Source organism: Burkholderia sp. BCC1998, from assembly GCF_905339875.1.
In the GTDB taxonomy this organism is placed as follows: Bacteria; Pseudomonadota; Gammaproteobacteria; order Burkholderiales; family Burkholderiaceae; genus Burkholderia.
On record NZ_CAJPHE010000008.1, the window covers coordinates 250,925 to 268,215 of the forward strand.

Annotated in this window: 14 protein-coding genes; 5 read left to right on the forward strand and 9 right to left on the reverse strand. The window is 69.8% G+C overall.

Features of this window, described 5'->3' with window-relative positions; translation table 11 throughout:
• Positions 1-13 precede the first annotated feature (13 nt).
• The 3 genes from U5A56_RS17130 to U5A56_RS17140 form a co-directional block, all read right to left on the reverse strand.
• On the reverse strand, positions 14-985 hold the full coding sequence (locus U5A56_RS17130) for an ornithine cyclodeaminase family protein (RefSeq protein WP_321923592.1): 972 nt from the start codon (positions 983-985) through the stop codon (positions 14-16).
• 171 nt (positions 986-1,156) lie between these two features.
• Positions 1,157-2,290: a DSD1 family PLP-dependent enzyme gene (locus U5A56_RS17135; protein WP_321923541.1), complete on the reverse strand. Its 1,134-nt coding sequence runs from the start codon at positions 2,288-2,290 to the stop codon at positions 1,157-1,159.
• 113 nt (positions 2,291-2,403) lie between these two features.
• A complete protein-coding gene (locus U5A56_RS17140) occupies positions 2,404-3,330 on the reverse strand; it encodes a LysR family transcriptional regulator (RefSeq protein ID WP_321923543.1) in 927 nt (308 codons plus the stop codon).
• Positions 3,331-3,767: 437 nt separating this feature from the next.
• Here U5A56_RS17140 and U5A56_RS17145 point away from each other — a divergent pair, with 437 nt between their 5' ends.
• Genes U5A56_RS17145 through U5A56_RS17155 form a run of 3 tightly spaced genes read left to right on the forward strand, consistent with a single transcriptional unit; the run spans position 3,768 to position 8,973 of the window.
• On the forward strand, positions 3,768-4,358 hold the full coding sequence (locus tag U5A56_RS17145; RefSeq protein WP_044845391.1) for a DUF2760 domain-containing protein: 591 nt from the start codon (positions 3,768-3,770) through the stop codon (positions 4,356-4,358).
• The gene (locus U5A56_RS17150) at positions 4,355-6,196 is read left to right on the forward strand and encodes an Hsp70 family protein (protein ID WP_321822293.1); all 1,842 of its coding nucleotides are present in this window, start codon (positions 4,355-4,357) and stop codon (positions 6,194-6,196) included. The genes U5A56_RS17145 and U5A56_RS17150 overlap by 4 nt, the downstream gene beginning before the upstream one ends.
• 5 nt (positions 6,197-6,201) lie before the next feature.
• Positions 6,202-8,973 carry an Hsp70 family protein gene (locus U5A56_RS17155; protein ID WP_321923546.1) on the forward strand — a complete coding sequence of 924 codons (2,772 nt, stop codon included), beginning with the start codon at positions 6,202-6,204 and terminating at the stop codon, positions 8,971-8,973.
• A 222-nt stretch (positions 8,974-9,195) separates the two neighbouring features.
• Here U5A56_RS17155 and ctlX read toward each other — a convergent pair whose 3' ends face one another.
• Both ctlX and U5A56_RS17165 read right to left on the reverse strand, forming a co-directional pair.
• Positions 9,196-10,173, reverse strand: coding sequence for a citrulline utilization hydrolase CtlX (gene ctlX / locus U5A56_RS17160; RefSeq protein WP_321923548.1), 978 nt, complete (start codon positions 10,171-10,173; stop codon positions 9,196-9,198).
• 58 nt (positions 10,174-10,231) lie between these two features.
• Entirely contained in the window at positions 10,232-11,311 is a 1,080-nt protein-coding gene (locus U5A56_RS17165) for an ornithine cyclodeaminase (RefSeq protein WP_044845387.1), read from the reverse strand.
• 296 nt (positions 11,312-11,607) lie between these two features.
• On the opposite strand from U5A56_RS17165, the gene U5A56_RS17170 reads away from it, so the two are divergent.
• Positions 11,608-12,039, forward strand: coding sequence for an Lrp/AsnC family transcriptional regulator (locus U5A56_RS17170; protein WP_044845386.1), 432 nt, complete (start codon positions 11,608-11,610; stop codon positions 12,037-12,039).
• 60 nt (positions 12,040-12,099) lie between these two features.
• Here the strand turns inward: U5A56_RS17170 and U5A56_RS17175 are convergent, their stop codons facing one another.
• Genes U5A56_RS17175 through U5A56_RS17190 form a run of 4 tightly spaced genes read right to left on the reverse strand, consistent with a single transcriptional unit; the run spans position 12,100 to position 15,737 of the window.
• The gene (locus U5A56_RS17175; protein ID WP_321923550.1) at positions 12,100-12,693 is read right to left on the reverse strand and encodes a peroxidase-related enzyme; all 594 of its coding nucleotides are present in this window, start codon (positions 12,691-12,693) and stop codon (positions 12,100-12,102) included.
• On the reverse strand, positions 12,690-13,220 hold the full coding sequence (locus U5A56_RS17180) for a hypothetical protein (protein ID WP_321923552.1): 531 nt from the start codon (positions 13,218-13,220) through the stop codon (positions 12,690-12,692). Before U5A56_RS17180 ends, U5A56_RS17175 begins: the two co-directional genes overlap by 4 nt.
• Before the next feature lie 46 nt (positions 13,221-13,266).
• Positions 13,267-14,718, reverse strand: coding sequence for an NAD(P)/FAD-dependent oxidoreductase (locus U5A56_RS17185; RefSeq protein WP_321923554.1), 1,452 nt, complete (start codon positions 14,716-14,718; stop codon positions 13,267-13,269).
• Complete coding sequence (locus U5A56_RS17190; RefSeq protein ID WP_321923556.1) at positions 14,715-15,737, reverse strand: LysR family transcriptional regulator; 1,023 nt, start codon at positions 15,735-15,737, stop codon at positions 14,715-14,717. The genes U5A56_RS17185 and U5A56_RS17190 overlap by 4 nt, the downstream gene beginning before the upstream one ends.
• A gap of 355 nt (positions 15,738-16,092) precedes the next feature.
• Between U5A56_RS17190 and U5A56_RS17195 the strand changes: the two genes are divergently transcribed.
• Positions 16,093-17,286, forward strand: coding sequence for an ABC transporter substrate-binding protein (locus U5A56_RS17195; protein WP_044845382.1), 1,194 nt, complete (start codon positions 16,093-16,095; stop codon positions 17,284-17,286).
• Positions 17,287-17,291: the final 5 nt, after the last annotated feature.

Genomic DNA, 17,291 nt, shown 5'->3' on the forward strand with positions numbered 1-17,291 from the left:
ACGCCGTTGCCGTTCACCACGGCCACGGGATCGAGCGTCCCGTGCCGCGCTCGACGGCCTGCCGATACAGGAAGCGCGCCACGGTCAGGTCCTGCAGCGCGAGCCCCGTCATGTCGAATACGGTGATCTCGCTCGGCGAGCGATCGACCGACACGGTCCCGGCGAGCACGTCGCCGATTTCGGTGCGCGGCAGATCGGGCGCCCATTGGCACTCGCCGATGCCGCGCGCCTGCTCGTGATCGTCCACGAAAATGCGCGCGCGCTGCAGCACGCCTTCGGGAAGCTCGCGCTTGCCCGCGGTGTCCGCGCCGACGCAGGTCAGGTGGGTGCCGGGCTGAACCGCGTCCGCATCGAACAGCGGGCCGCCGCCCGGCGTGGCCGTGATGACCACGTCGCTGTCGGCCACCGCATCGTTCCGGTCTCGCGCGACGCGGATGTCGCAGCGTTCGCGGAATGCCGATTCGAACACCGCGTCCGCTTCGCCGCGCGCGTTCACGTACTGCACCGCGCACCGTTGCGGCAGCAGCCTGAGCGCACGGTCGAGCTGGACGCGCGCCTGCACGCCGGTGCCGAACACGCAGATGCGCGTACTGTCGCGGCGGGCCAGCGCCTGCAGGCCCAGGCCGCCGGCCGCGCCGGTCCGGGCGGTGGTGATCGCGTTGCCGTCCATGATGCAGAGCGGGCGGCCGGTGGCCGGATCGAACAGCATGATCGTCGCCTGGTGCGGCTCGCCGCCCCGGCTGCGATTGCCGGGCCAGAATCCGGCCGCCTTGAAGCCGAGCAGATCCTGGCTCGCGACGTCGCCCGACTTGATGCCGAACACGCCGCCGGTATGCAGCTTCTCGCGCACGACCGGGAACACGCGCCCTGCGCGTTGGCTGTGCAGCACGAAGGCTTCGCGGACCGCCGCCATCACGTGTTCGGTTTGAAGGGCCGGTTCGACGACATCCCGGTCGAGAAGAAGGAGGTGGGCGTCTATCGGCATGGTGGGGGAGCCTGTCGGATGCAATGTGAATCGCGGTTTTATAGTTTGTATAGAATTGGACAAATAGTCAATATCGGGAGGGAGGGAGGGCGGGCGCGCGGCGGCGGTTGCATCGCCGGACATCGGCGTATCACTCCGACGAATCGGCCACCGCACCGCGATGCCTGGTGCTTACCACCCGTAGAAGCGCGGCCAGTTCTGCACGGTGCCGGCGTCGCCGAGCGCGTGATATTCCGGATGTTGCGCGCCGGTCGCGCACGCGTGGTTCGGCAGAATCCGCAAACGGGTCCCGATCGGAAACCGCGTCGCGATATCCGTGTCCGGCGTCCCGATGCGGGACACGATGCCGTGCTCCTGATTGGCCGCGCTCATTACGTACTCGCCGAGCACGTCACCGTCTTCGCTACACACCTGCCCGTAGCCGAAATCCCGCGCCTGCCGCTGCGTGCCGCGATCGCGGCTCATCGCCATCCAGCCCGCGTCAACGATGACCCAGCCTTTTTCTTCCTGGTGCCCGATGACGGTGGTCAGCACCGACAGCGCGATGTCGGACAGCGCGCACACGCCGACGTTGTGCATCACGAGGTCGAACAGCACGTACACGCCCGCGCGGACTTCGGTCACGCCGTCGAGGCGCTCCGCGGACAGCGCGGTCGGCGTCGAACCGATGCTGACGACCGGGCAGGGCAGCGCGGCGGCCCTGAGGCGATCCGCGGCGTGCACGGTCCGGCTGCGCTCCTGTTCGGCGATCGCGACCAGCGCGTCGCGGGTGTCGTATTCGTAGCTGGAGCCGGCGTGCGCGAGCACGCCGCCGAGCGTCATGCCGCCGTCGACCAGCGCGCGGCCGACGTCGATCAGCAGGTCGTCGTCGGGGGCGATCCCCGAGCGATGGCCGTCGACATCGACCTCGATCCAGACTTCGAAGCGCTCGCCGTGCGCGCGCCCGAATTCGGCGATCGCGTGCGCGGCCGGCAGGCTGTCGGCGACGATCTTCAGGTCGCAGCCCTGCCGGCGCAGCGCGAGCGCCTGGCCGAGCTTCGCGGGAATCATGCCGACCGCGTAGACGATGTCGCGCACGCCGCTCGCGAAGAACTGCTCGGCTTCTTTCAGCGTCGACACCGTGATGCCTCGCGCGCCGGCCGCGACCTGCGCGTCGACGACGTGCTGGCACTTGGTGGTCTTCACGTGCGGTCGGAACCTGACGCCGAGCGCGTCCAGATGCGCCTGCATGCGCGCGATGTTGTCACGCATGCGGCCGACGTCGATCAATGCGGCGGGGGTATTGAGAAGGAGGGGAATGCCCATGATGCGTTGCCTCGGTGGATTGCCGACAGCGAACACAGTAGGGCGTTTGGCGCGCAGCGTGTTTAACGCGTGCCAAATCGAGCATTAAGCAGCATTTAATCCCGGGACCGCGCTCATGCCTTGCCGCGCCACGGCGGCGGAGCGAGGAATTGCGTCGCGGCTTCGAGGAAAACCCGCTGCCGCGCGGAGCGGCCGGTGCGCGACGGCAGCAGCGCGGTCACCGGCGCGGGCGGCAGATGCCAGTCGGGCAGCAGCCTGACCAGCTTGCCGTTCGCCAGCAGCGGCGCGACGTCCCACTCGGAGCGCTCGACGATGCCGAGCCCGGCCAGCGCCCAGTCGGTGATGACGGTGCCGTCGTTCGACGACAGCGCGCCCGTGACGCGAATCACCGCCGATCGTCTGGATTCGCCCTTGCCGTCGCCGGCTTGCGAGAAACGCCAGCGCGGAATGTCCTCGTCGTTCTCGCGCAGGCACAGGCAGTCGTAGCGGGCGAGGTCGGACGGATGGCCCAGCTGCTTGATGCGCCGCGCGTAACCGGGGCTCGCGCACAGGAAGCGCTCGTTGGGCGCGAGCGGATAGCCGATCCACGACGACGACTTCAGGCTGCCGACATGGATGACCACGTCGGCCCCCGACGCGCTGGTCAGCGGACTCTCCGACAGGTGCAGCGAGATTTCGAGCTTCGGATGCGCGCGTTGCACGTCGCGCACGATCCGCGCGACGTACTTGCGTCCGAAGCCGAACGGCGCGACGACGCGCAGCGTGCCCTGCACGTCGCCGTGATCGCCCGCGATGTTGTTCGGCAGCGCGTCCACGCGCTCGAGGATCTCCACGGCTTCCCGATAAAGCCGCTGACCTTCGTCGGTCAGCTCGATCCCTTTCGGTTGCCGCACGGCGAGCCGGACGTCCAGCCTCGCCTCCATCCGCTGCAGGCGGATCGTGACCGCGGGCGGGGTGAGGTCGAGCAGGCGCGCGGCGGATGCCAATGAACGCGACGCGCCGATCGCGCGCACGAGGCGAAGGTCGTCGAGGTCGAGCATTGCGTGTCCTTTAATGCTGGCGTTGCCGGGCATTAAACATCACATTGCATCAAGCATGTAGCGCTACGCCGCCGCGGTCCCCATGCGGGGGGCATGCGTTTCACGTCGCGCGCCCGAATTCGCGCGATTTTCGGGTGGAGGCGGCACGCCGCCGCAAGCCGCGCTGACGCGCCGCAACATCCCGGCCGACGCCCGGCCGACCCCCGATAGCCGGCAGTCCGATGCAATCCGGCGCCGCGCAAAACCCGCGCGTCGTTGTGTTCTGTCCCCCAACTTCTGCCCGGTTCGCCCGCCACAGGGCAAAATACGGGTTTTCCGCACCCGAGAGGGCGCGCCCGAATCACGCGCCGGGCGGCGGCAGTGCGCATTCGCACGCCGCCGCCCGGCGCCCAGGCAAGCTGCTCGCCGTGTCGCGAGCCCACAGGAGTCCAGACCCCATGCCCGAAACCAACCTGTCCTTCTTCGGCCGGCTGTCGCTGGCCGTCGGCACGTTCTTCTCCGTGATCGGCAACCGCGAGTTCGCGGCCGGCGTGCTGCGCGTGCGCGACGGCGCCCCGGCACCGGTCGCCCCGGCGCCGGTTGCGCCGGCCCCCGCGGCAGCCCCGGCGCCCGCGCCCGTGAAGGCGCCGGCCCCCGAGCTGCGCGAAGCGAGCCCGCAAGCCGCGCTGCAACTGCTCGGCCTGCTGCAGCGCGATGCGCGCTTCATCGACTTCGTCGAGGAAGACATCGCCGGCTACGCGGACGCCGACATCGGCGCCGCCGCACGCCTCGTGCACGACGGCTGCCGCGCCGCGCTGCGCGAGCATTTCACGATCGTGCCGGTGCGCGATGAAGCCGAAGGCAGCCGCGTGACGCTGCCGGCCGGCTTCGACGCGACGGCCGTGCGCGTGACGGGCAACGTGGTCGGCGCCGCGCCGTTCACGGGCACGGTCAGCCACCGCGGCTGGCGCGTGGCCGACGTGCGCCTGCCGAAGCTGACCGGCAGCCACGACGCCTCGGTGGTCGCACCGGCGGAGGTGGAACTGTGAACGATCCGCGCTATTCGATCGGTATCGACCTCGGTACGACCCACTGCGCGCTGTCGTACGTCGACAGCGCCGCGAGCGACGGCGAAACGATCGCGCAGCAGGTGCTGCCGATCGCGCAGCTGACCGCGCCCGGCGCGCTGGAGTCGCGCGACCTGCTGCCGTCGTTCCTCTATCTTCCGCATGAAAGCGAGCTGACGCAGGGCGACCTGACGCTGCCGTGGACGGCCTCGCGCGCGTTCGCGGTCGGCGAGATGGCGCGCACGCGTGGCGCCGGCACGCCGATCCGCCTCGTGTCGAGCGCGAAGAGCTGGCTGTGCCACCCGGGCGTCGATCGCCGCGCGGCGATCCTGCCGAGCGATGCGCCGCCGGAAGTGGCGCGCGTGTCGCCGCTGGAAAGCTCGATCCGCTACCTGACGCACCTGCGCGAAGCGTGGGACCACGCGCATCCCGACGCGCCGTTCGCCGACCAGGACGTGACGGTCACGATCCCCGCGTCGTTCGACCCGGCCGCGCGCGAGCTGACGGCGGAAGCCGCGCGTGCCGCCGGCTATTCGCGCATGACGCTGCTCGAGGAGCCGCAGGCGGCGCTCTACAGCTGGATCCAGAAGAGCGAAGGCGGCTGGCGCAAGCAGGTGCAGGTCGGCGACCTGATCCTGTGCGTGGACGTCGGCGGCGGCACCACCGACCTGTCGCTGATCGCGGTGGTCGAGCGCGACGGCAATCTCGAACTGCATCGCGTGGCGGTCGGCGAGCACATCCTGCTCGGCGGCGACAACATGGACCTCGCGCTCGCGCACGTGGTCGCGCGCAAGCTCGCGCAGCAGGGCACGCAGGCCGATCCGTGGCAATTGCGCGCGCTGACCTACGCGTGCCGCTCGGCGAAGGAAACGCTGCTGTCCGACCCGACGACCGACGCGGTGCCGCTCGTCGTGCCGAGCCGCGGCTCGAAGCTGATCGGCGGCTCGATCCGCACGGAACTGACGCGCGCGGAACTCACGCAGACGATCCTCGAAGGTTTCTTCCCGCAAGTCGACGCGGCCGCGCGCCCGGTGAGCCGCGCGCGCGTCGGCCTGACGCAGCTCGGCCTGCCGTATGCGCAGGACGCGGGCATCACGCGCCACCTCGCGGCGTTCCTCGGCCGCCAGGTCGCGGCGCTCGACGCGCTCGAAGGCGTGCAGCGTACGCTGCCGCAAGGCGCGACATTCCTGCATCCGACAGCGGTGCTGTTCAATGGCGGCGTGTTCAAGTCGCCGCTGCTCACGCAGCGCGTGCTCGATACGCTCAACAGCTGGCTCGCCGCCGAAGGCGCGCCGGCCGCGCGCCTGCTCGAAGGCGCGGACCTCGATCTGGCGGTCGCGCGTGGCGCGGCGTATTACGGCTACGTGAAGCGCGGCCGCGGCGTGCGCATTCGCGGCGGCACGGCGCGTGCGTACTACGTCGCGATCGAGTCGGCGATGCCCGCGGTGCCGGGGCTGGAGCCGCCGGTGCAGGCGCTCTGCGTCGCGCCTTTCGGGATGGAGGAAGGCTCGGATGCGGCGCTGCCGCCGCAGGAGTTCGGCCTCGTCGTCGGCGAGCCGGTGCAGTTCCGCTTCTTCGGGTCATCGGTGCGGCGCCAGGACCAGGTCGGCACGCTGCTCGACTACTGGTCGCCTGAAGAGCTGCAGGAACTCGAGGAAATCCAGGCCACGCTGCCCGCCGAAGGGCGCACGGTCGGCGAGGTCGTGCCGGTGAAGCTGCATGCGCGCGTGACCGAAGCCGGCACGCTCGAGCTCGAGGCGATCCCGAGCGGCACGAACGAGCGCTGGAAGGTCGAGTTCGACGTGCGCGGCGCCGCCTGAGCGCGATGAAGCGCTATACGGTCGGCATCGACCTCGGCACGAGCAATACGGTCGTCGCATACGTCGAGGCCGGCTCCGACGCGATCCGCGTGTTCGACGTCGAGCAGCTGGTCGGCCCCGGCGCGGTGGCGGCGCAGCCGCTGCTGCCGTCGGTGCGTTATCACCCGGCGGCGGGTGAACTGCCGCCGGACGCGCTGCGGTTGCCGTGGGCGGCCTCTAACGCAGGTGCGAAGGCTGATGCGAAGGCCAACGCGAATGCGGCCGGCGCACCGCCGGCCGTGATCGGCCGGTATGCGCGCACGCTCGGCGCGCAGGTGCCGGGGCGGCTCGTCACCAGCGCGAAGAGCTGGCTGTCGCACGCGTCGGTCGACCGGCTCGCGGCGATCCTGCCGTGGGGCGCGGCCGACGGCGTCGACAAGGTGTCGCCGGTCGACGCGAGCGCGAGCTATCTCGCGCACGTGCGGGCCGCGTGGGATGCGCGTTTTCCCGATGCGCCGCTCGCGAAGCAGGACGTCATTCTGACGGTGCCGGCGTCGTTCGACGACGGCGCCCGCGCGTTGACGGTCGAGGCGGCCAAACGCGCGAAACTGCCGGCGCTGCGCTTGCTGGAAGAACCGCAGGCCGCGTTCTACGACTGGTTGTACGGCCAGCGCGCGACGTTGCGCGACACCTTCGCCGCACCGCGCCGCGTGCTGATCTGCGACGTCGGCGGCGGCACGACCGACCTCACGCTGGTCGACGTCGCGCCGGGCGACGACGGCGAACCGGCCTTCACGCGCGTCGGCGTCGGCAATCACCTGATGCTCGGCGGCGACAACATGGACCTCGCGCTCGCGCGCCTGGTCGAGACGCGGCTGACCGAGCCCGGCACGCGGCTGTCGGCCGCGAGCCTGTCGCAGCTCGTCGAGCGCTGCCGCGCGGCGAAGGAGCGGCTGCTCGGCGACGACGCGCCGGCCTCCGTCACCGTGACGCTGCTCGGCGCGGGCAGCAAGCTCGTCGGCGGCGCACGCTCGGCCGAGCTGACGCGGCAGGAAGTCGAGCAGATCGTCGTCGACGGCTTCTTTCCGCAGGTCGAGGCCGGCGAGCTGCCGCGCCGCGCGCGGGCCGCGATCGTCGAATTCGGCTTGCCGTATGCGAGCGACCCGGCCGTCACGCGCCACGTCGCCGCGTTCCTGAATCGTCACGCGGAAGGCCCGCTGCCCGACACGCTGCTGCTCAACGGCGGCGTGTTCCGCGCGGGGGCGCTGGCCGGCCGTCTCGCGCAGACGCTCGGCGCGTGGCGCGGCGCGCCGCTCGACGTGCTGCACAACGCGCATCCGGACGTGGCGGTCGCGCGCGGCGCGGTGGCCTATGGCCTGGCGCGGGCGGGGCATGCGCCGCGCATCGGCGGTGGTTCCGCGCGCAGTTATTTCCTCGTGCTCGACGATGGCGAGGGCGCCACGGCGGCGCGCGGCGTCTGCCTGCTGCCGCGCGGTGCCGAGGAAGGCCGCGAGATCCGGCTCGAGGAACGCACGTTCGCGTTGCAGCTCGGGCAGCCGGTGCGTTTCCACCTCGTGTCGACGGTCGCCGACACCGCGTACCAGCCGGGCGATCTGGTCGAGCTGGACGGCGGCGACTTCGTGCGGCTGCCGCCGATCGCGACGGTCGTCGACGCGAAGGCCGGTAGCGATGCGCGCGAAACGCCGGTGAAACTCACCGCGTCGCTGACCGAGGTCGGCACGCTCGAAATGCACTGCATCGCGACCGACGATGCAGCGCGCCGCTGGCGGCTCGAATTCCAGTTACGTGGCGATGCGCCCGCGCAAGGCGACGATGCCGCGTTCGCGCGCCATCCGCGCGTCGATCACGCGATCGAGCTGATCGACCGCTCGTTCGGCAGCAAGGCCGCGGACGTCACGCCGAAGGACACGCGACGGTTGCGCGCGCAACTTGAACAGGTGCTCGGCCCGCGCGACGAGTGGGACGTCGCGCTCGCGCGCGAGCTGTTCGACGCGTTGCTTGCGCGCGCGCGTCGCCGGCGGCGCTCGGCCGATCACGAACGCGCGTGGCTGAACCTCGCCGGCTATTGCCTGCGCCCGGGCTTCGGCCATCCGCTCGATGCGTGGCGCATCGAGCAGCTGTGGCCGCTGTTCGACGACGGGATCCAGTACGTGAACGACGCGCAGGTGTGGTCCGAGTGGTGGACGTTGTGGCGGCGCGTGGCCGGCGGCCTCGACGACGACGCGCAGACGCAGGTGCGCGATGCGATCGCGTTCCTCGAACCGTCCGACGACAAGCGCCGCAAGCTGCCGTTCGACCCGGCCAAGGTCGGCCCGGCCGACATGACGCGCTTGTCGGCATCGCTCGAACGATTGCCGGTCGAGCGCAAGGTGGAACTGGCCGAGCGGTTGATCATGCAATTGCAGAAGCCGGCCGAGCGCACGCTGTGCGCGTGGGCGCTCGGGCGCATCGGTGCGCGCCGGCCGTTCTACGGCAGCGCGCACAGTGTCGTGCCGGCCGACGTCGCGAACCGCTGGCTCGACGCGCTGTTCGCGCTCGACTGGAAGCAGGTCGAGCCTGCGGCGTTCGCGGTCGCGCAAATCGCGCGGATGACGGGCGACCGCGAACGCGATTTGCCGGACGAAACGCGCGACGCGGTGATCAAGCGCCTGTCTTCCGCGAATGTGTCGGCCGCGTGGATCGACATGGTGCGCGAGGCGATTGCATTCGACGAAGCCGACACCGCACGTGTGTTCGGCGAAACGTTGCCGGCCGGGTTGAAGCTGCTGGGCGGTTGATGAACGGGCCGGACGATGTTTCGATCTGGTTCGTAGATCGAAGCATCGTCCGGCGGCACTATCGGACTATCCGCGTAGGATGTCCGTTCAGGCCGAAGCATTGTCCGGCGGCGCCATCGGGCTATCCGCGCAGGATGTCCGTTCAGGCCGAAGCATCGTCCGGCTGCGCCATCGGGCTATCCGCCGCAGGATGTCCGCTCAGGCGTGTGGCACCGGTTCGCGTTACCGCGCCGCCGATTCCATTTCCTTCACGTCATGTGCTGCGGCCCGCCGCGCGAGATGAATCCCCGCGAGCATGCAGCGCACCGAGCCGCCGGCCAGTTCGATCGTCGGCACGTCGAGCGGCAGCAGCCGCGCGGAGCGTTCGATCGTCGCGCGCTGGCCGCCGGTGAGGCAGTCGAACGCGCGCCGCGACAGCGCGAGCACGCGCCCGTCCTTGCCCGACAGCTCCAGCGTATTGCCCGCGAAGTTCGCGATCTGCGCATGATCGAGCGCGATCACGGTGCGGCCCGTTTCGGTCAGGCGTTGAGCGATTTCGTCGCGGCGCCGGCGCTCGGCGATCAGGTCGAGGCCGATCATCGCGAACTCGGTGGCGACGCTCATCATCACGTTCGTGTGATAGATCGGCTTGCCGTTCGCATCGGCCGTGTCGAAGCAGATCGGCTCGAAGTTGAAGTGCGTGCAGAAGCGTTCGAGCGCGACCGGATCGGCGCGGCGCGAACGCGCGGTGTACGCGATCCGCGCGACGTGGTCGAGCACCATCGCGCCGGTGCCTTCCAGGAACACGTCGTCGTATTCGAGCCCCGAGTAGTCGATCACGTCCTGCACGCGGTACTCGGCCTTCAGCATCTCGATGACGTCCGCGCGCCGCTCGCGGCGCCGGTTCGGGCTATGCATCGGAAACAACGCGATATGCCCGCCCGGATGGGTCGAGAACCAGTTGTTCGGGAACACGGAATCGGGCGTGTCGCGCTCGCCTTGGTCGTCGAACACGTGCACGCGCACGCCGGCGTCCGTGAGCGTCTGCGCGGCTGCCGTGACTTCGTCGCGCGCGGCGGCCGACACCGACAGCGTGTCGTGCGCGCCGCCGACGGCCGTGCGCTGGAACGCGTTGTCGGCCGCGGTCTGCGGATTCGGCAGGAAGCGGTGCGGACGGATCATCACGACGGCGGCCGGCGCCTGGATCGATACGAGATTCATGAACGTTTGAAGAGACAGGCGGAGAATCGGGCGGCGCGCCGGCCGCCCGGAATGACGATCAGCGTGCGAACGCGGCGACGGCTTCGGTCACGAACGCCGCATGACCCTGCGCGATCGCGGCCGGATCGTCGATCAGCGCGAACAGGTTCTTCGGATCGACGGCCGGCGGAATCAGCGCGATCTCGACGCCCGCGTTGTGCTGCTGCGCGAGCGCATACAGGTAGCGCAGCGCCGAGTAGTCCTCGAGCGCGAAGCCGACCGAGTCGAACACCGTGACTTCGTCCGCGCGCTCGCGGCCGGTCGTCTCGCCCTGCAGCACGCGCCACAGTTCGGTCACCGGGAAGTCGGCCGGCATCTGCTGGATCTCGCCCTCGATGCGCGACTGCGGCTCGAATTCGACGAACACGCGGCCCGCCTGCAGCACGCCCGCGTCGAGCTCGGTCTTGCCCGGGCAATCGCCGCCGACCGCGTTCAGGTGCATGCCGGGCTCGATCATGTCGGCCGTGACGATCGTCGCATACGCCTTGTCGGCGGTGACGGTCGTCACGATGTCGGCGCCACGCACGGCGTCGGCGGTCGACGCGGCGCGCACGACGCGCAATTCAGGGTAAGCGGCGAGGTTCTTCACGAGCTTGTCGGTCGCGAGCGGATCGACGTCGAACACGCGGATCTCGTCGATGCCGAGCAGCGTATGGAATGCGATCGCCTGGAATTCGCTCTGCGCGCCGTTGCCGATCAGCGCCATCGTGCGCGCGTCGGGGCGCGCGAGCGCCTGCGCGGCCAGCACCGATGTCGCGGCGGTGCGCAACGCGGTGGTCAGCGTGAGTTCGGCGAGCAGCAGCGGGTAGCCGGTGTCGACTTCGGCGAGCGCGCCGAACGCCATCACGGTGTGCATCCCGCGCGCGGCGTTGACGGGGTGGCCGTTCACGTACTTGAACGCGAACAGCGACGCGTTCGCGACGGGCATCAGCTCGATCACGCCGTCGCGCGAGTGGCAGGCGACGCGCGGCGACTTGTCGAAGTCGGCCCAGTGCAGGTAATCGGCGCGCAGCGTGTCGACGAGCGCGCGCAGGAACGGCGTGACGCCGGTCTGGGCGATCAGTCGGGCGGTGGCGGGAACGTCGAGGAAGCGGGTCATCGGTCTGTCTCCATTTTGTTGCCCGGACGGGTGTCCAGGCGTTCTGGTCGACCGGGGCGGGCGTGTCGGCCCGGGCCCCGGCTCCATCAAAAGCGGCGTTGCGGCCCATGCGGCCGGTCGATGGAGTCATTATTTCCGTGAGTCGAGCCAACAAAAAGACGGCAAAAATGGCAGATTTCTCGATAGACTTGGCAGATTGCTGGCCGGATATGGCAGTTTGTTCAAATCATGCTGGTCGAAATGCGTGCCGTCCGGCACGCTGGCGGCCGTGTCACGTTCAACAGGAAGGTCCGTTCATGATTACGCTCGACGACGTCGACCGGCAGCTCATCGCGCTGCTGCGCGACAACGCGCGGATGCCCGTCGTCGCCCTTGCGAAGGCGTTGCGCGTCGCGCGCGCGACCGTGCAGAACCGGCTGACGCGGCTGGAGAAGAACGGCGTGATCGTCGGCTATACGGTGCGGCTCAAGCCGGCCGCCGAGCGGCACCGGATCCGCGCGCTGATGTCGATCGCGGTGCAGGGCAATCGCGGCGCGGAAGTGGTGAAGGTGCTGCGCGGGCATCCGAACGTCGCGTCGATCCACAGTACCAACGGGCGCTGGGATCTGGTCGCCGAGCTGCACGCCGATTCGCTCGAGCATTTCGATCGCGTGCTCGGCGCGATCCGGTTGATCGACGGGATCGCGAATACGGAGACGAGCATTCTGTTGTCGACGCACAAGGCGTGACGCGCGGCGGCGCGCGTCGGCCGGTGTGGTCGCCTGCGCCAGCGCCGGCGCGGCGGCGTGTCAGTTGCCCGCTGCGGATTCGGGAAACACCGGTTCGCCCAGCGTCAGCATCAGCCGGTTCGCCCACGCGAAGATCGCGACGGCGTGCGACAGGTCGAGAATTTCTTCGTGGGTGAGCCCTTCGGCTTCGAGCGCGGCGATGTCGCGTTCGTCCACCGTGTCGGGCCGTTCGGTCAGCGCGACCGCATAGCGGACGATCGCGCGTTCGCGCGCGGTCGTGCCGGCTGTCGACGGATCGTCGAACACCTGGTCGATCGCATCGGTGCGTTTCGCGAGCTGCGCGAAGCGCTGCGCATGCACCGATGCGCAATACACGCAGCCGTTCACGCGCGACACGGCCGTGCTTGCCAGCTCGCGTTCCGCGCGCGACAGTCCGCCGGGACCATACATGATCGCGTTGAACACGCCGGAACGCTGCCGCAGGATGTCGGGCAGGTGGACGAGCAGCAGGTAGTAGTCCGACGTTTTCGCTTGCGGATGGCTCGCTTCGAGCACCGCGAGCTGGTCGGCCGTGGCGCGCTCGAGCGGCACCGTGTCGAGCCATGCACGCCAGCCGAGCGTGGCGGACGTGAAACCGTGCGTGGCCATCGTCATGCGGCCTCCCGGGCGGCACGCGCCTGCAACGCTTGCGCCGCTGCCGCGACACGAAGCTGATACGAGACGAAGGCGACGAGCTGCGACAGCGCGACGATCGCGGGTGTCGTGAACCCGGCCGACTTCAGTGCGTCGAGATCGGACGGGCGTGCGTCGGCGGGCGAGCGCGTCAGGCGCCGCGCATGCGCGAGGAGCGCGCCGAGGCGCGTGGGCAGTGCGTCGAACGCATCGGCGTCCGCGCGGGCGATGTCGTCGGGCGTGCCGCCCGCGTCGATCAGTCGTGTTCGGTAGACCGCTGCCAGCGCGTGCGCATTCGAGCGCTGCGCGACATAGCGTGCCGCATGCAATCGTTCGATCAACGAAAGATCGGGCAGCGCGGTGTCGAACAGCGCGGCTTCGCTGAGCCGCGTATGGAGCAGCACCTTGTCGCGTGCGCGACGCAGCGCGGCCACGGCATCGCCTTCGCGCAGGCCGGCGACGGCGTCGATCGTATCCGGCGCGGCGGCCGGCGGGATGGGTTCGGTCATCGTGATGGATTCCAGTCGTCGTGAGTAGCGTGGATCGCGGCGGCGCTCATGCGTCGGCGTCGCGCCATTCGTCGCCCTGCAGCTCCGCGGTCGCGAACGCGACGAGCGCGTCGTAGTGGCGGTCGCGATCGGCGTCGAACAGCCGGCTCGCGATGCCACGTGCGAGCCGCCCGGCGCCCGCGCTGATCGCGGGGATGTCGCCCGACAGCTTGCCGTGGCTAAGGCTCGCCGCATGGTTGAAGCAATGGATGCGGGTGACGGCCTGGCAGGCGCCGCGTTCGCGTTCCTGGAACGCGAACGCGGGGCCGAGATCGGGCGACTCGGCGAGCTCGTCGAGCCATGTGCCCGGTTCCGGTTGATAGCGATCCTTCCAGCGCCGCACATGCGGCCCGAACGACGCGAATTCCGCGCGTGTCGTCCAGTCGGAATGAAAGCCCGTCGCGAAGATCAGGAAGTCGACCGTGTAGCGGCCGCGCGGCGTGACGACGTCGAGGCCGTCCGCGTGTTCGACCAGCGTTTCGATCGGGCTGGCTGCATGGAAGTGTGCGTGAGCATGCCGCGACACGCGCAGCACGCTGTCGCGCGGCGGCGGTGTCTGCGACGTCAGCGCGTAGTGCATGAAGCGCCACTTCGTCGCATCGTCGAGGTCGGCATAACCGTGCACGAGGCCCGGGCTGCCGATGCCCGTCAGCTTGTTGATGCGCGGAATGTCCGCGCGACGGAAGAACAGGTCGACGCGCGCGGCGCCCGCTTCGAGCGCGGTGCCCGCATTGTCGAACGCGGACGCGCCCGCGCCGACCACGCCGACGCGCTTGCCGGCGAGCGAAGCGAAATCGATCGGCTCGGACGAATGGGCCCAACGCGAGCGCGGCGCGCGTTGCGCGACGGGCGGCACGTACGGGCCGCCGAGCCCGTCGCGGCCGGTCGCCAGCACGACGTGTCGCGCGAGTACGGTCTGCGCGTGGCCGTTCGCGCGCAGGTCGAGCGCGAGCAGGCCGTCGTCGCGCGGACGCAGTGCCACGAGCGCGGTGTCGTTGCGCACCGGCAGGTCGAGCACGCGGCGATACCAGCGCAGGTATTCCATCCATTGCGTGCGCGGAATCTTGTAGAGCGCATCCCACGCGTCGCGGCCGTATCGTGCTTCGAACCACGCGCGGAACGTCAGCGCGGGCAGGCCGAGCGCGGGGCCGGTGAGCTGCTTCGGCGAGCGCAGCGTTTCCATTCGCGCGAACGTGATCCACGGGCCTTCGTAGCCGGCCGGTGCGCGGTCGATCACGCACTGGTTGTCGATGCCGAGCAGGCGCAGTTCGGCGGATGCCGCGAGCCCCGCCATTCCGCCGCCGACGATCGCGACGTCGAGCACGCGCGTGCCGTCGACGTCGAGCGGCGGCACCCACGACGGCGAGGGCAGGTCGAGCCAGCGCAGGTCCTGGGCGAGGCGGGCTTCGAGTGCGTCGAGCGTGTCGGGTGCGTCGGGTGTGTCGGGCGTCGCCGTCATGCGGCCTCCGGGCGGGTACCGCGTGTGCGTGCGGTTCGTGTGGCGCGCGTCGCGCGAGGCGGGCGATCGATGCGCAACCGGTCGCCTCGCAACAACGCGTCGTGCACGGATGCATCGTGAAAGGTCACGTCGTCGAGCAGCGCTTGCGTCGTGTGCTGCAGCGCGTCGAGCAGCGCCTCGACGGCGGCCGTGCGCGTCTTGCCGGCGGGCGTCGCGACACCGAACGCGAACGGGATGTCGACATCGAGCGGTCGTGCGACGACGCCGTCCACCGGCAGTGCCACGCCGGTCGCCGGGTCGACGATGCCAATCCCGACGCCCGCGCGCGCGGCCATCACCGCGTTCAGCGATGCATTGGTTTCGATGAACACGTGCGCGTCGACGCGCGCGGCCGCGAATGCCGCATCGATCCGCTGGCGCAGCCGGTGCCGGTTCGCGACCGTCACGATGCGGCGGCGCGCGAGATCGCGCAGCGCGATGCGCGGCTTGCCCGCGAGCGGATCGTCGGCCGGCAGCACGGCGACGCAGGGCGTTTGCGCGATCCAGTGCACGTCGAGCCCCGCATGCGCCATCGGCAGCGTGACGACGCCGATATCGGCCGTGCCGGCGAGCACTTCGTGCACGACGTGTTCGGCCGACTCGCTGCGCAACTGGTAGTGCGGCGCCTGCGCGCCGTCGGGCAGTGCGGCGAGCGCGGCCGGCACGAGCGTGGCCGCGAGTGAAGGCGTGGCCGCGATGCGCACGGGTTCGGCGGTTTCTTCGCCGAGTGCGCGCGCCCGCGCTTCGATCGCGCGCAGGCCGACGAGCGAGCGTTCGACTTCCTCGTAGAGCAGGAATGCACGGCGCGTCGGCGTGACGCGCGGGCCGTGCCGGTCGAACAGCGCATAGCCGAGATCGGCTTCGAGCTCCTGGATCTGCCGCGTGACGGCCGGCTGCGAGCGGCCGAGCAGTTCGCCCGCGCCGGTCACGCTGCCGGCCGACATGACCGCGGAAAAGGCTTCGAGTTGATGCAACTCCATGACGCGTTCCGATGATGCGATTTGCGCATTGTAGGAGTGCGAGCATGCACGATTCATATAATGATTTTTGCTATCGACAGTGCCAAACATGCGAAGCGCACGCGCGCCGGGACGACGCGCCGTGCATGCATGCGCGTCGGCCGGCAGCGATGCTCAACGGCAAACGTCAATCGAATCAATGCGCTGCAACGCATGCCGATGCGTCGCGCGAGGCGCGCCGTGCAGGAGACCGTGGCAGTGACGTTGCGCTTCGCGCCGCGCACGATATCGATATGCGCAAAACTTCGTTGGAACGCCCTGAACCGGATGGTTACATGCCCTCACTCTTTTCGACTGACTGAAGCTGGGGGGACGCATGAACGTTTCGGGGAACGACGCACGCGGCGCATGGCGGCGCGTGCTGGGCACGGTGGCGGCACTGGCTGCCGCATGGGGCTTGTCGACGGGCGGCGCGCTCGCGGCGGGCGTGTCCGGCGAGCCGGTGGTGATCGGCGTGAGCGGGCCGCTCACCGGGCAGGACGCGCAATACGGCGAACAATGGAAGCGTGGCTTCGATCTCGCGCTCGACGAGATCAACGGCGGCGGCGGCATCCACGGCCGGCCGCTCGCGGTCGACTTCCAGGACAGCCGCAGCGATCCGCGTCAGGCGGTGGCGATCGCGCAGAAATTCGTCGCGGACCCGCGCATCGTGATCGAGCTCGGCGACTTTTCCAGCGCGACGTCGATGGCCGCGTCGCCGATCTACCAGCGCGGGCAGTTGATCCAGTTCGGCTTCACGAATTCCCATCCGGATTTCACGAAGGGCGGCGACTACCTGTGGAGCACCGCGCTGAGCCAAGCCGAGGAGCAGCCGCTGCTCGCGCGCTACGCGGTGAAGGAACTCGGCTTCAAGCGGATCGCGGTGCTGTACCTGAACACCGACTGGGGCCGCACCAGCAAGGACATCTTCGCGAAGGCGGTGACGGGGCTCGGCGCGCAGGTCGTCGCGGCCGAAGGCTACCAGCCGGCGGAGAAGGATTTCCGCTCGACGCTCGTGCGGATCGGTGCGTCGAAGCCCGATTCCATCGTGCTGATTTCCTACTACGCGGACGGCGCGCAGATCGTGCGGCAGGCGCGCACGTCGGGGCTCACGCTGCCGATCGCGGCGGTCGGCTCCGTGTATTCGCCGAAGTTCCTCGAACTCGGCGGCACGGCCGTCGAAGGCGTCTATACGGAATCGAACTTCTTCCCGGCCGAACCGCGCCCGGAGGTGCAGGCGTTCGTGCAGCGCTATCGCGCGAAATTCCATGCCGATCCCGATTCGTTCGTCGCGCGTGCATACGATGCGCTGATCCTGTCGGCCGAGGTGCTGCGCCGCTACGGCGTGACGCGCCAGGCCGCGCACGACGGCTTCGAGAAAGTGAGCGACGTGCCGAGCGTGATCTTCGGCAAGGTGCGTTTCGATCCGCAGACGCGCCGCGTCGCGGGCGCACGCACCGTGTATCTCGTCGTGAAGCAGGGGCAGTGGGCGCTGTGGGACGGCGCGAAGCCGCAGCTCGCGGCGCGCTGACCCCG